General features: G+C 41.2%; 9 protein-coding genes and 1 other RNA gene. 3 read left to right on the top strand and 7 right to left on the bottom strand.

Features of this window, described 5'->3' with window-relative positions:
• The first annotated feature begins 63 nt into the window (after positions 1-63).
• Positions 64-429: a transfer-messenger RNA gene (gene ssrA, locus OQX64_RS01855) on the top strand.
• A 303-nt stretch (positions 430-732) separates the two neighbouring features.
• Here the strand turns inward: ssrA and OQX64_RS01850 are convergent.
• The 4 genes from OQX64_RS01850 to OQX64_RS01835 are packed head-to-tail and all read right to left on the bottom strand — an operon-like array spanning position 733 to position 6317.
• Positions 733-1713: a type IX secretion system membrane protein PorP/SprF gene (locus tag OQX64_RS01850; RefSeq protein WP_265817313.1), complete on the bottom strand. Its 981-nt coding sequence runs from the start codon at positions 1711-1713 to the stop codon at positions 733-735.
• 20 nt (positions 1714-1733) lie between these two features.
• Positions 1734-2678, bottom strand: coding sequence for a gliding motility-associated C-terminal domain-containing protein (locus OQX64_RS01845; RefSeq protein ID WP_265817312.1), 945 nt, complete (start codon positions 2676-2678; stop codon positions 1734-1736).
• Positions 2679-2713: 35 nt separating this feature from the next.
• Positions 2714-3406 (bottom strand): hypothetical protein, encoded by a 693-nt coding sequence (locus OQX64_RS01840; RefSeq protein WP_265817311.1) that lies wholly within the window; start codon positions 3404-3406, stop codon positions 2714-2716.
• 22 nt (positions 3407-3428) lie between these two features.
• Positions 3429-6317, bottom strand: coding sequence for a hypothetical protein (locus OQX64_RS01835; protein ID WP_265817310.1), 2889 nt, complete (start codon positions 6315-6317; stop codon positions 3429-3431).
• A gap of 526 nt (positions 6318-6843) precedes the next feature.
• Between OQX64_RS01835 and OQX64_RS01830 the strand changes: the two genes are divergently transcribed.
• Positions 6844-7242 (top strand): alpha/beta fold hydrolase, encoded by a 399-nt coding sequence (locus tag OQX64_RS01830; RefSeq protein ID WP_265817309.1) that lies wholly within the window; start codon positions 6844-6846, stop codon positions 7240-7242.
• Positions 7243-7547: 305 nt separating this feature from the next.
• Here the strand turns inward: OQX64_RS01830 and OQX64_RS01825 are convergent, their stop codons facing one another.
• The 3 genes from OQX64_RS01825 to OQX64_RS01815 are packed head-to-tail and all read right to left on the bottom strand — an operon-like array spanning position 7548 to position 13348.
• Entirely contained in the window at positions 7548-8606 is a 1059-nt protein-coding gene (locus OQX64_RS01825; protein WP_265817308.1) for a LamG domain-containing protein, read from the bottom strand.
• A 10-nt stretch (positions 8607-8616) separates the two neighbouring features.
• Positions 8617-10074, bottom strand: coding sequence for a RagB/SusD family nutrient uptake outer membrane protein (locus OQX64_RS01820; RefSeq protein WP_265817307.1), 1458 nt, complete (start codon positions 10072-10074; stop codon positions 8617-8619).
• 4 nt (positions 10075-10078) lie between these two features.
• Positions 10079-13348: a SusC/RagA family TonB-linked outer membrane protein gene (locus tag OQX64_RS01815; RefSeq protein ID WP_265817306.1), complete on the bottom strand. Its 3270-nt coding sequence runs from the start codon at positions 13346-13348 to the stop codon at positions 10079-10081.
• 447 nt (positions 13349-13795) lie between these two features.
• Between OQX64_RS01815 and OQX64_RS01810 the strand changes: the two genes are divergently transcribed.
• On the top strand, positions 13796-15712 hold the full coding sequence (locus OQX64_RS01810; RefSeq protein ID WP_265817305.1) for a glycoside hydrolase family 97 protein: 1917 nt from the start codon (positions 13796-13798) through the stop codon (positions 15710-15712).
• Positions 15713-15714 lie beyond the last annotated feature (2 nt).

Here is a 15714-nt window from a genome sequence, read left to right as displayed (position 1 = left end):
TATTTGGCATTTTTTTTGTACATTTGCAACCAGGTTTTCAACTTTAGACTTTAGACCTAAACCGGGGCCGTTCTTGGATTTGACAGGGTGGCGAAGGTTATGTTAGCATGCAGTGCGTTGTTCGGAGAGCACTTAAAGTGAACGATCACATTTTAGTTGGCGAAAACACTTACGCCTTAGCTGCCTAATTTAGAATTAGATAGCTTTTGTCCCTCTGACTGTTGCATTGTTGGGTTAGAATCCGGGGCATCGAAACAACAAAGCTGGCTTTAAGGAGATACGACTTAAAGTGAGATCAAGTATCTAAGGTGATGAACAAGGTCGGTTTTCAGCCCGTTTATCATTCGAAAATTAATTGAAAAATAAGCATGTAGAAGGTATAATTTATCTCACAACTGGACAAGGGTTCGACTCCCTTCGGCTCCACAATCTTCAAAAGAATCCGCGAAATTTCAATAATCTCGCGGATTTTCTTTTTTTTTTATGGTTTTTAAGTCTGGTACAGATCTGAAAACCATATTCACCCTAATTCTGTCAGAAGGTATGAACCTATATTTAAAAAATAACCTTAATGATGATTTGATGCTACCGAAAAACTTTTTATCAATGATATGAATATGAAGTTTCATTAACTGGCGGTCGTTTTTATGATTAAGGTTCCGGAGGTGGCATTATCTACCATTTTAATGACCTGTAAATCGAAGACAATTGAAATTAATAGTTTCACAAAACTTAAAAATAACACTTCGGTCTCCGGCTCTTTTTAGTTTCAATATAATATCCAACCGATATTTCATGCGAGCCGTAATCATAATTATTTAGCTTGTTCAGGCTATAATCATAACCATAACCAATACGCAGGTTAGACCGGATAAAGAATTCACTGATGAAACCAGCAGCAGCCTTACTGTTCAGACCGCGCTGCAGATTGCCTTTGGGATAAAGTTCTAATGAAGTCCGGTAAACTGCGCCAAGCCAGAAACGCTCTTTGATTAATATAAAGGCATTTAAATCTAGAGAAGTTGGTCCATGTAAATCATCCTTAATTAAAAAGGTAGGTTTAAAAACGAAATCCTCATTTACAGGAAATGCCATGCCTGCTGTGAGGTAAAAATGTGGTTGAACTTTTACATTAAGCGCATTGTAATCGCTAAATAATGATAGTGATTTGGCCAGAAGATTGTTGGCAGAAAAGCCAATAAAAAACTTTTCGTTGGAATAATGAACACCGGCTCTTACATCAGGTGTGGTTTGACTGACCACTCCCGTAACGATACGGTTATCACCTTCTTCAATAGCCTCCAGCAAATTACCGTTTAAGGATGATTGAATTACACCTACGCCCAAACCAAAGGCAAGGATATTGGATTCGGTACGATCCAGTTTTATCCGGTAGGCAAAGTTTGCAGATGCATTTAAACTACTTTGTGCACCAATTTTATCTTTGGTGATGATCATGCCGAGGCCTAAACTTTCATCATTAACGGCTTCATCTGCAGATATGGAAAGAGTTTGCGGTGCACCTCGAACGCCGGTCCATTGTGCCCTGGCAAAAGCCTGAAGATAAAGTTCTTCCTTATAACCCGCATATGCCGGGTTGATATACATGCCATTAAATACATACTGTCCAAACTGGGCATCCTGTTGCGCCAAAAGCTTAAAAGCAGATGTAATCATGATTAAAACAAAAAATATCCCTCTCCAAATGTTCATGCTTATATATTTTATCATATTTACCGTATTACGGTTATGTAACCTTTGTAATCCTGCCAGGCTGATGTTCCGTTCTTCACTTTAACTATATAGAAATAGGTTCCGTCTGCCAGTCCCTGAGCAGTCCAATCATTTTGGTAATGATCGGATTGGTAAACCGTACTTCCCCAACGGTTAATAATGGTTACTTCATTTGATTCAAATGATTCCAGGAGTTGGATATAAAAAGTGTCGTTTTTGCCGTCCCCATTAGGCGTAAAAACATTTGGTATTCTTAAACCTGAAATCTCTTTTTGATCGGTTGATGTATTATTGGCCAAATTCGGATCAAACTCTTTAACCGTAACCACGGCTGTATTACTCACTATACCAGATTGTTTCGCTCTCACTTTAACCACCAGTTCAGCAAACTTACCGTTTGCCAGTAAAGGAATATTCCAGTTGATGGTTTGTTTAGATTGATCGAAGGTGGCTAAGCCATCTGTAGGCTGTTCAAGGCGTTCCAATAATAAGTTATTTGGAAGCGCATCTTTAATTTCCAGCTGGGTGGCATCATGTGAACCATTATTAATGACGTTCAGATAATAATCAAAGACCTGGTCAACGACTACAATTTTTGATTCTGAACGCTTGGTGATGGCTACATCGGCAACAGATCTATGTGGCACAACGACTTCCATTTCATCAGAGATATCTGAGAAGCAGCCCAGCGCATTCCATGTAGCCACTCTATAAATTCCTGCAGTTGCGGTAATCAGTGTCTGTTTATTTTGCCCGTTCACCAATACATTATCCTTATACCAGACATACGAAGCTGCCCCCGCCGAATTTGCACGCAAAACCACTGACGATCCTGGTGAGATCGCAATCGTTTGCCGCCCTTCGGAAGCAATCTGGCCCATTGCTGTTTGAATAAAAAACAACATCAAAGCCAATGACAGAAAGGAGCATACCCTTCGTTTCATTTATACCTTATATTTCAGAAAATGTAACCTTCAACCTAGAAAGTAACTGCGGTGGCAGTACCTGTAATGGTTCCTGGCGTAATGGTTGGTTTTGTTGGCTTAGCTGTAACCGTAATATCATGATCTGCAGTTTGCGCACAATAGTTTTTGCTACCAATTACATAACCTACTTTTAACCTGTGTTTTTTTGTTCCAACTGTAGCAGGCGCAGATGGTGTATAATCTTTTGCTGTTGCACCTGCTATTGCAGTTTCTACAGTACCATCAACAGTATACCATTGATAGGCCAATGTAGTGATGGTAGGATCTTCCGGATTGGTAACTGAACCAACCTGTGGCAATGGACTTTCCAAACAGAAATTGGCAGGTGTAAAATCAACTACCAAAGGTTTAAGTACATATACCGGTATTTCCTGCAATTCAGACTCACAGGCACCCGCAGTGGTTGATTTGGAACTTAAATAATAATAGCCGGTATTTAAATCAGCTGCTGCAATTTTATTTCCTGACACTAAAGTAATACCTGTACCTGGCGTAGTGGTTTGCGTTGCACTATACTTCACAATCCAGTCTTCTCCGGAAGGAGGAGATGGCAAAGTAAGGTCTGAACCCTTACAGAATAAACTCACCCCAGGGGTGTTTGGAAGTACCTGTGCAGATACTTTTGAAAATGTGCAGATGATAACGAAAATAACTGCTAGGATGGTTTTTGTAGTAGAATTTTTCATGGGGACTGATTTTTTTGTTTAATTAATATTGAGATGTAGTTTGCACCAGCACATGCGGCGCTGATGGTTTAGGATTTATTTTAATGTTAAAATTAATTTGAGCACTGCAGCCTGCTGCATTTTTTATGGTTAGTATGCCCGTATGCATACCTACCGGGGCATTAACAGGGATGTTAAAAGGAATACTTCCTACTGGTAAAGTCTGGCTGATCACAGGATCAAAACCAGCTGTATTCCAGTTAATGCTATATGTTACAGGGTTATTTACCGGGTTGGTATAACTTAATGATGATGCCGTAAAGCCCTGACAAATTTCAGGTTCAGTACCAGGCATTAAACCGGGCAGGCCACTTATCACTACGATAAAATCTGTTTTTTTCTCTTCGCAACCTCTAGCAGTAGCAGTTATCGTTGCCGTACCTGAAAAGGTATCATTCCAGGTTACCTGACCACTGGTGGCATCAACAATACCTGCCGCTAAAGGCAATAGCGAGTACACTATTTCTGTAGTGTTGCTTGCAGTTGCCCTATAAGTATCTGTGCCAGCACCAATACAGCGTTTATCAGTTAATCCGCTGTTAAAAACGGGTGTGCTAACCTTTCCGTTTACTGTAATATTTCCGGTTATGCTTAATGCATTTCCGGCAGTACCAGTTACGGTGTAAGTTTTTGCTGAACCTGCGGTAGTGGGTGTACCACTAATGGTTAATTTTTTTGTTGAACGATTATAGGCTGAAGTTATGCCAACCGGTAATCCCGCAACGCTAACGTTAGTCGTACCTGACGGGATGTCATAAATAATATCATCCATCGCCGTACCTACACAAACTATTCGATCGCCAGAACCTGTATTGGTGGTAACCGAGCTTTGATTATTATTGGATACCTGATCAGATTGAGTACCCGTAATGGTCGCAGTATTTACATTCTGGCCTGTTTTTACCACCTGGGCCGTAATCGTTAAACTTATGCTGGTATTACTGGCTAAATCGCCAATGGTCCATACTCCAGAAGCTGGATCATAACTGGTGCCCTGTGGTGCTACGTTTGATACATAGGTAAACCCGTTAGGCAACAAATCCGTAACTGACACCCCTACCGCATTGCCATTACCTAAATTTTCGGCCTTTAGGGTAAATACGACATTGCTGTTTAATTCCGGGTAGGCTACGTTAACCGTTTTAGTAATGGAGCGGTCGATATTACAAAGGGAGATATTTAAAGGTAATGAAGGGGCGCTGATACCACATTCTAACTGCGTAGTCACACTGTAATTTCCAGATAATGTGGCAACGTACGTATTGTTCGTAGCGCCGTTTATCGGCTCACCATTCAGATACCATTGGTACGGGCCTGCATTTGGCTTAACAGTTAGTGTTGCAGCAGTACAATTTGTTTGACTGACAGCAGGTTGTTCTGCCTTTTCAGGGAAACGGGAAATAAAATTAGACATCGAAAAGGCATTACTTTGCTGCACCATCGAAACCGTAAGCCTGCTTGCACTAGTGAGTATAATGGTAGCGGGCTCTCCGATATTAGTACGCGTAAAACTCACTAAAGATAAGCCCGTACTGCCCAGTGGTTTGCGACTGTTTATGCCCGCTATAGTTTCAATGTCTTTATTGTTATGAGGCGGGTTGCCATTTGAAGTCAAAAAAATTCTATCTGTACTACTTGTAATAATATAACCGAAATAATCCAGGTTAGTATTTTGGTTATAGGCTGTAAATTTAGTGGTTTCTACCTTTTTAGACCCAGAACAACTGGATATCGGGACTAATGTAGCCACATCCACCTCACAACCTTTGCCGCCAGAAGCACCTGCCGTACCCGAAAACACTTCAATATTTTTAGTCGAAGAGATATAGGTAGAGGAATATCTACCGGTATTTTTTGCCGGATCATAATCTCCGTTCAGATAACCATGGTTAAAGGTTTGCTTATCTCCGGGCTGTGCTAAGGTGTATGTTGTTGATCCTTTCTGAACTCCGTTTTGATCAAAATTGATCACCCTTATGCTGGTGTTTGCCTCCGTTGCAATTATTGTAGTTTGCTCTGCAATCATATTACCTTCGCCCCTAACCACTACATACTCCTTACCCAAGGAAGCAATTGGCGGAATAGGATTGTAGGCACCATCACCGCAGCCACCCGGCGCATCCAGATCTGCAGAAGTGTTCATTACGGTAGATTGTGAAGATTCAACCAATGTTCCGATAGGTGCATTGAATAAATAACTCTGTCCGGCATTTAATGTAGCTGTAGCCACTCCGCCTATCTTAACAATAGTATTATTTTGGATGGCCATAATGCTATAGATTGGCGGGTGTGCAGAACTTGCAAGATTTCCATCCCGATAATAGCCTACCCTAAAAGATGTTCCTATTGCCGCATCACCAAAACTAAAGAGCGAAGCATTTCCTTTAATATTTTCATCAGTACCATCAGTCCCTAAATTATCAGAAGCTACATTTCTTAAGTTCACCGAAATTGTGCCTGTAGCGTTTACTATTAAACCTGCTGCGTTAATTACGGTATTCAGTGGGTATGCGGGCGCGTCTTTAGGTAACCCGCTAAAGCGTTGTACATAAGGAGTACCCTGCGTGCAGGTAAAATTAAATAATACAGTACCATCGCTTTTAGATATGGTTCCGGTAACGGTTCCACTTTCTGATGCAATCACAATCTCATTGGCCTTGCTCCAGTATTGCCAGGGTGCTGGAGCAATATAATGTACAGAATAAGGAGGTGGAGATAACAGTTTTCCGGCATGTATGGTTGCCGAATAGGAAAAAGCAGCTAAGCTGATGTGTGTTTTGGTTTTACATTGCACAGCAGTATTACTTACCGCAATAAGCAATATTAACCCTGCTAACCTATTAAATAAAAACAGTAGTAACCCTTTAACCATACACCAACCTTATAAAGCCCCTTATGTGCCTAACATGGTTCTGAGATTTATTAAAATGTATGGATACATCTTAATAAATTTTACACAATCAGGTTAATCACCTTTTAAGCGGATCACCTATTTACGTAAATGAAAAATGTATGGTTTTTGGGGATTTTACAGGCCAATTTAAAGAAATATTTTGCACTAAAAAACACCCTAAATATTAATTTTAATGCATTTTAAAGCGGTTTTAAATCAATTAACACACAACTAAAATTGGCTGTATTTCTATTGATACGCGAATCAGCATAAAAATAATTCAATTTGTTTGTTTTTTGAGTTTTGATTTGTTTTAAATATCTTTTATTGAGGCTTTTAAATTATTTCTGTACTTTAAATTTACATGAGAAAAATTTTTTAAGTTTTTTTCTTAAAAAAATCCATGAATGCCAACGTCATTTTAAAATTATAGGTAAATAGAAAATATAAGGCCGGTGATCTTGCATTATTAGGTTTAATTTCCTTAAAACAATCTTCGCCTAAGTTGGCCAGGGATTTTGTATCTAAAGAAGCAACATGGTATCAGTACCATGAGGGAGTATCTGATCCAACACTGATTGCGCCAGAAACCTACACTTTGGATCAACACTTTTTGGATCGCCCTGGAAATATTGAAATACAACTCGATCTCGTAAAACATTATAGCACTAACGGAGCCATGTATCCAAAATTTCATGCCTATTTCAGGGCTTATCATCCACAACTTTTAGCCGTTTGGGGGAATAAAGACCCTTACTTTTTACCTGCTGGTGCCGAAACCTATAAACGCGATAGTCCTAATGCAACGGTTAAATTCTATCACACGGGCCACTTCGCCCTTGAAACAAACGCTAAAGAGATTGGCCAGGATGTGCTAAACTTTTTAAATGGATTGCCTAAATAATGTCATGCCTGATAGCGGAAATGCTCATTTTTTTGAATGAAAGCTAATGTGGCGTAAAATTAATTTAGCCATTGTACAGTGGAATCCGCTAGAGACATCTTAATATCAATTGTTAATAAAATAAGAGGCTGTATCATATTTCCAGATTTGTCATGTTGAGCCTGTATAAACACCATTCGGGTATTTTTCTAAAGTCCTTAGACAGGATGACATTTCGAATTTATGATACAGCCTCGTTTTTCGTCGCATTTGTTATCAGGATTCCCTGTTTCCGGGAGTTCCTTAACTTACGTATCGGAATAACTCTAATCCGGCTTTTCGTTGTTGTAGATTTTCAGCACTTCATCGGCACTCAAAGCTTTATTATAGTACCTGATATCATCCATAGATCCTTTAAAAAAAGCAGCATTGGAAAAATAAAACGGACTGCTTTTATCTGTAAAGCTTAATATGCCTTTGGGCAGAATCTGGCCAATGGCTAAATTTACAGGTATGGTAAGGACAGATGCATTACCGGCAGCACTTTCAGATCGTGTTTGCACACCATCTACATAAAAGCTTATGGTACCATTCCCTGCCGTAACCACAGCGTGGTGCCATGTTCCCACTGCCATTTTCCCAGGATTACTATCCCTATCATAAGTAGCAGCTGGGGTTTTCAGTGTCATGAATAAAAAATTATCAGACTGAAGCTGGAATTTAAAACCGTTCCATTTATTTAAAGAAAGGAGATAATTATCAGCAAAAGCTTCTTTAACATTAATCCAGAGGCTGATACTTAATACCTGCGGGTTAAGTGCTGGGCTGTAAGGAACTTCAATATAAGCGCCCTGCTCGAAAGCATAAGCATTGTTAGCCTGACCAAAGCGATCGGTAGTGGCCACGGGCAAAACTCCGCCATCCTGGTGATTGTCAGCGGTTCCGATAATCCCTGTCATTAAAGTTCCATTATGACCATTGCCTGTAGCATCCGCTGCATTACCATTAAAAAGCCATTTCGCCACCAGGTTGGCTGCAGCTACTTCTTCAATTTTTCTTGCGCGAAAGTCAGTAGCGGCACGCCTCAAATTGGCCAAGGCATTATTCACTTCCTCTTGAGTATAAGCTCCTGTAACAACTGTTGCGGACAGATCAATAGCAGATTTAAACTGCAGCCTGGCTTGTTTAGGGTACTGACCGATATCGTGGCCTTCCACACTTTGATTATACAGTTGCTTAACAGAATCAGTAAGTTGGGTAAGGCTTGATTTATTGGAAGCATAATCTGGCAGATTGGCTTCATTTTTACAGGATGCAAAAACAGCAATAGCCAGCAGCAAATAAAACGGGTATTTCAATGATGGTTTATAATTTTTAATATTCATTTTAATGGTATTAAAGTTTACCGTTGGCGTTTAATTCCGTTTGAGGAATTGGAAAAAACCGGTTGTTTGTATAATTAAAGTTTGGCGCACCAGGCTTTATTGCAGCATTGGCATATGCCTCGCCATAACGGATCACATCAAAGAAGCGTTGAAACTCCAATGCAAGTTCCGAGCGTCTTTCCCTGCGGATTACCTCCCTTAAATCGGATTGATTAATCACTGTTACCGCAGCTAGCAGATCGGCCGGAGGCGTACCGTCATAATTTTTTCTTGCCCTTTCACGCACTTTATTTAGCGGCACTAGCGCAGCAGCAGATTGACCTGATTCGTTCAGTGCCTCTGCCTTGATAAGCAATAGATCTGCAAAACGCAAAGCCTCATAATTCAGGTTTCCATCGTTTTTAGTGGTAGCAGGTACCTCACTCAATGGTTGAACATGTTTTTTAGAGAGATAACCTGTGCTGCTCCATGAAGGGTCAAAAGTATTATCATAATAGGATTTTCCTGTCCTTGCAATAGTCAGATCAAGCCGGGGATCATTCGCTTCAAAATTATTGACCAGACTTTGTGTTGGAAAATAAGTACCTGCTCCATTTAAAGCCCGGGGTGCAAACCAGTAATTCAAGGAATTTCCCTGTGAAGGTTGTGCCCCGCGGCTGTGCCATACTGAAAATATGGCTTCACTATTGGTTTTGGCAGATGCATTAAAATTATCGGCAAAGCGGTCTGTTAATGCATAACCTAAAGCTTCTACCTGTTCACTGTATTGAATGGCCTGCGTATATTTTTGTTGAAATAGAGAGGCCTTGGCCAATAAAGCCAGTGCGGCACCTTTAGTTGCCCGACCCAGATCGTTGTTTGATTCCCATTTTTGGGGTAAACCGGCGGCGGCTTCCGTGAGGTCTTTTTCAATCTGAGTGTATACTTGTGCCTGCGGAGATGCAGCTACGGCAGCGTCCTCAAGCGTACTCACTTTTAAGCGCAGCGGAATGTTTCCATAAAAATTAGTCAGCAGGAAATAATAATATGCCCGCAGAAATTTCGCCTGGGCAAGCAATTGCGTTTTAGCAGGTTCATTGATTGCTGTATTATCGGTCTTAAGCCCATCAGTGATCACATTACAGCGGTTAATGCCATCATAATACCTGGCCCATAAAGATTGTACGGCAGCATTTCCCGGCAGGATATTGTACAAATCAATAGCGGTATAATCTGCCTGTTCACCCGCATTTCCTCCGATAACAACATCATCCGTAGCCACATCACCTAATACCCAAACAGGATTACTGGAAGCATCCGTAAAAGTAAGCGGGATATAAGCTGCATTCACAGCCGTTCTGGCCGTAGACTCATTGCTGAACAGATCTGCATCAGAATAGTAACCCAGCGCAGGCTGATCTAAAAATTTCTTGCAACCCGTTATAGAAATCAGGCACAAGGCAAAAGAAAGTATATATATTTTTTTCATCAGATTAGAAGTTAAGGTTCAGGCCAAGTGTATAAACTCTTGCAGATGGATAAGTTCCCCAGTCAATACCAACAGCCCTTACACCATCGCCCTGACTATTACTACTGGTATAAATCTCCGGATCAAGCCCGGTATATTTTGTAAAGGTTAAAAGATTTTGTCCGCTCATATAAATGCGCATTGATGCTATTTTCAAGGCAGAGAGCACTTTCGGGCTCAAACTATAGCCAATCTGCAGATTTTTTAATCTCAAATAAGACCCATCTTCCAGAAAACGGGTTGATGGTCTTTTATTGTTTGTGGAAGAAGCAGAGCTCCAGGTAAGGCGTGGAAACTGATCGGTACTGCCCGCCCCATTCCAGCTGCCCGTGGCTACACGTTCGGTAATGTTAAAGGCACGATAAAAACCTTCAATATCTGTGGCCACCTGGTTATACAACTTATTGCCATATGCCCCCTGAAAAAATACACTAAGATCAAACTGTTTAAACTTCAGGTTCCCGGTAAAGCCGTAAGTGAGTTTTGGAATAGGACTGCCGGCAAACTGCCGGTCTTTCTCATCAATAATCCCATCTCCATTGCTATCCTTATACTTCACATCGCCTGGCTGAATGCCATTACCCTGATAAGCATGTGTAAAGATATCCAGATTGTTTTGAAAAATCCCTTCCATAGGAAGCAAATAAAATGCCCCTATTGGTTGCCCTACTGCAGTAAGCGTAGCATAATATTCATTGTCTATTCTTCCACCAACAATCGGTGATCCAGCCAGCGAACGCACTTTATTTTGAAGCGTAGCCATATTTCCTGATACATCGTAACTCCAGTTTTCAGAAATCTGATCACGGTAAGAGATTTGAAGTTCAAGCCCCTGGTTACGCACTTTACCGGCATTCACATAAGGACTTCCGCCCCCGCCTGCACTTGGTGGCAAAGGATTGGCAAAAAGAATATCGGAATTATCCCTAATGAAATAATCCGCGCTGAACTGAAGCTTATTATCAAAAAATCCGGCATCTAAACCAAAGTTACTTTGCGTACTGGTTTCCCAGGTGATGTTTGCATTCCCCCTTGAGGTAAGCGAATTACCTATTACCGGTGTACCACCAAAGGGATAAAACCCAACAAAAGAATTCAATGAGGTATACGCATAATTGCTGATTTCCTGGTTGCCTGTTTGACCGATACTAGCCCTTAATTTTAGCATGGAAAGCGACTTGAAATTTTTCAGAAACGCTTCCTGATCCAGCCTCCACCCTATTGATCCGGCATAGAAATTACCATAACGGTTAGCCGGATTTAACCTGGACGATCCATCCCTGCGTACAGTAAAGCTCGCCAAGTATTTATCGGCATACTGATAATCAGCACGACCAAAAAGGGAGAAAAGTGCCCATCTCGATTCGTTCTCGCCATTTTGCTGTATGCCAATTCCGTTATCAAGGTATTGAAAATCTTCAGATTGGTTTGGGAAAATTGATCTGGATGCAGAAAGGCCGTTCGTGCGGCTTTTGATATTTTCTGTTCCGGCAAGAATAGTTAAATCATGCTTTTCACCAAACTTCAGGTTATAGGTTAATGTATTGGTCCAGTTATAATCTAACTGGTTCGCATTAGAACGGGCCAGACTGCCAGGGGAGTTTTGTGCACGGTCTCCCCAAATTTTAAAGAACTGTTTAAAATCAGTGATAACCAATGTTCCACCCAAAGTCGTACGGAATTTTAGTCCGTCGATAATTTTAGCCTCTACAAATACATTACCTAACGCGCTATAAGCATTATTGTTCCGGTCGAAATTATCTGCATAACCCACTGGATTTAACCCATCACCAAAGAAATTTGAATTTTCAGGCAGATCTACATAATCGCCATTGGCTTTAAACACCGGAGTAGCCGGCGTACGGAAAAGAGCATAGCGCATGACGCTGGCTCCTTGATTGCCGTTTCCAAAACCATCACCCGAAGCACCTACCTGTTTGGTTTTTGCATAAGAAAGATTCAGGTTTATTCCTGTAGAAAACACTTTGGACAGGGTGCTGTTTACCGCTGTGCGCAGGTTAAACCGGTCATAAGCGCTATTATTGATCAATCCATCTTGTTTGTAATAATTGGCAGCCACCAGGTAATTCCCGGTTTCATTGCCACCACTTACGGAAAGGTTGCTGTTATTAATCAGTGCCGGTTGTAACACTTCTTTCTGCCAATTTACATCAGGCAAGCTTGCAGCAAGTGAAGCAGGAATTGGTGTCCGTCCATCAGCAACGGCGGCAGCATTAAAGGCTGCAACATATTGCGGCGTATTGGCCATCTTGATTAAATCGCCATGAACCTGAACGCCGGTATATTGTGAAAGATTAACCGTTGATTTACCAGATTTCCCTTTTTTAGTGGTAACTACCACAACTCCGTTCGATGCCCTTGCGCCATAAATGGAAGCAGAAGAAGCATCCTTTAAAATGCTGATGCTTTCAATATCTGTCGGAGAAATCTGATTGATGCCTGAAGTACTGGGTACACCATCAATCACATACAGCGGATTATTATTGTTAATTGTTCCTACACCGCGAATCCTTACGGCAATACCCTCACCCGGAGCACCGGTGCCTTGCGTTACGGATACGCCGGCAGCTTTTCCCTGTAATACCTGATCTACCCCGCCTACAGGCATATTATCTATATCGGTAGACCTGACCTGGGAAACGGCTCCGGTAAGATCCTTTTTTTGCTGGGATGAATAGCCGGTAATTACCACATCATCTAACTTCTTGCTTACCGGCATTAAAGAAACGACTATTTCCATTTGATTACCCGGTCGCAAGATTTTGGTATTATAGCCAATAAACAACACCCGAATGGATGAATTACGGTCAGGAAGGTTTATGCTAAAGCGGCCATCAGCATCAGTATTTACTTTATTTGTTTTTCCTACTACCTGTATAATGGCACCAGGAACAGGATTTCCTTTTTCATCTTTTACAATACCTTTCAATACTCTTGAAGTGGTATCGGAAACATTTGGCCGGGAAGTTTTAGTTAGTGTATTTTGACTAGCGGAAGCCGGGACAACAGATTTGACCGGGCTGGAAGTTGGAGGAACGTTAATTGGCGGTACTGATGTAGCTGGTACTTTTGGAACCGGATCTGGCGGAATTTGTGTTTTCGCCGTAGAATCCGGTCGCCGCCCGAGCGAATCCGGAGTAGTCTGAGCCTGTACATTGACAGCAGCAGCAGCTAACATAAGAAATAGGAAATACCTTCGTAACAGTAACTTCATCTTAAATTTCGGGTTAATAATCTTAATCGTACTGCAATACAATCCAGATGATAAAAATGTTTTAGTAAAGCATATTTTATTTTCCACAGGCAGGCAGAACATTCTGATTTTGAAGTATCATTATAAACGTTATTAGGACATTTATAAAAAAGTAATATATTTACATTTCTTAAGCAGCGTTTCAATCTGTTCATTTCCATGAGCCGATGTTTGAATTTTCGCTGCCAAGGATAACCAGATATGATCGCCATGCTTCAAAAGCCCAACGTCTACTTTCCCATTTTTACAATGTTGAAGTGCTGTATACATCCAATTGATGTATTCCAGCAAACTTATTCCATTAAAAAGTATTCCAGGCAACAAGCATCCCTACCCTATCCGTTTTTATAGAAAATTTATCAACCTCCTAATATGACCATCATTAAAAACATTTTTTCAGCGTGCATTTTGCTATTATTTTGGTTTAACACCCATGCACAGGATCTTCAGGTTTCCAGTCCTGATGGCAAGTTAACTGTGCAACTGAAGTTAAATCAAGGCAAGTTGTTCTATCAGGTTTCTCTAGACGGGCAGCAAATGCTTGCCGATTCTCCATTAGGTATCAGGGGAGCCGGAGCAGACTTATCTCAGCAGCTTCAGTTAGAAAGCAAAGCATCGCGCCAAATAGATCAAACATACCAGGAACCTAAAATAAAAAAAAGCAGTGTTCATTACCAGGCAAATGAGCTGACCTGTACATTTAAGAATGCGGGCAAGAACCAGCTGAACGTGATTTTCAGGGTAAGTAATCATGATATTGCTTTCCGTTATGGTCTTCCTCAAACCGGAGAGACTGCCACCATGATCATTGAAGATGAACTCAGTGGTTATCATTTTCCATCTGTTACCACCACCTTTCTTACCCCTCAGGCTACGCCAATGATTGGCTGGATGAAAACGAAACCCAGTTATGAAGAAGAATATACAGTAGATGCGCCAATGGGTGTGCCTTCTAAGTATGGTGTAGGTTATACCTTTCCTGCTTTATTTCGTGTGGGTACCCAGGGCTGGGTTTTACTTTCAGAAACCGGCGTAAACGGTGCTTATTGCGGGTCAAAACTCAGCGAAGGCACAAAAGACGGAAATTATAAAATTGCATTCCCGGAAACGGGTGAAAATAACGGTATGGGTCGTGCCAATCCTACCATTTCATTACCCGGCGCTACACCATGGCGCACCATTACTGTGGGCAGGACTTTGAAGCCGATTGTGGAAACCACTATCCCATTTGATGTAGTCGAACCTCAATATGCGGCAAGTAAACCATATACTTTTGGCCGCTCTACCTGGAGCTGGCTGCTTTGGCAAGACAATAGTGTGAATTTTGAAGATCAGAAAAAGTTTATTGATCTGGCCGCTTCCATGGGTTATGAATTTACCTTAATTGATGGTTTATGGGATAAGCAGATCGGACGGAAAAAAATTGAAGAACTTGCAGCTTATGCCCTTGAAAAAAATGTTTCGGTAGCACTCTGGTATAATTCAAACGGTTTTTGGAATGATGCACCACAGGGCCCTAAGAACAGAATGAATACCGCCGTAGCACGTAAGGAAGAAATGGCCTGGATGCAGCGTATTGGCGTTAAAGGAATTAAGGTAGATTTCTTCGGTGGCGACAAACAGGAAACGATGAAATTATATGAGGATATTCTTGCTGATGCAAATAGTTATGGTATTACAGTGATTTTTCACGGTTGTACACTTCCAAGGGGCTGGGAAAAAATGTATCCTAACTACGCGGGAAGTGAAGCCGTACTGGCCTCAGAAAACTTAATTTTCGGACAGCATGCCAATGATATGGAAGCTTTTAATGCCAGTTTACATCCCTTTATCCGTAATGCTGTGGGTGCCATGGAATTCGGACCCGTTTTACTTAACAAACGCCATAACAAAACCAATTCTGGTGGTACCATCAGAAAAACTACCGAAACCTTTCAGCTGGCTACTGCTGTATTGTTTCAAAGTCCGATTCAAAACTTCGGAATTACACCAAATAATTTAACGGATGTGCCTGCTCATGCGATCGATTTTATGAAGCATGTACCCACTACCTGGGATGAAACTGTTTTGATAGATGGCTATCCGGGAAAATATTGTGTGCTTGCCCGTCGTCATAAAGACCAGTGGTATATCACCGCCATTAACGCCGAAAAAACGACGAAAACCTTAAACCTCTCCTTGCCCATGCTGACAGAAAAAACGGTTACCCTGTATGCTGACCAGGAAGACAGAAAGCCTGAAAAACTGACCCAGACGCTAGGGAAATCAAAAACGATGAAGATCAGATTGTTACCGGATGGTGGTGCTGTAATTGTTGGAAAATAACG

Origin of the sequence: Pedobacter sp. GR22-10, from assembly GCF_026239715.1 — a bacterium.
Taxonomy (GTDB): domain Bacteria; phylum Bacteroidota; class Bacteroidia; order Sphingobacteriales; family Sphingobacteriaceae; genus Pedobacter.
The sequence above is the reverse complement of the archived record's forward strand: the minus strand, read 5'-3'. Positions and strand labels throughout refer to the sequence as shown.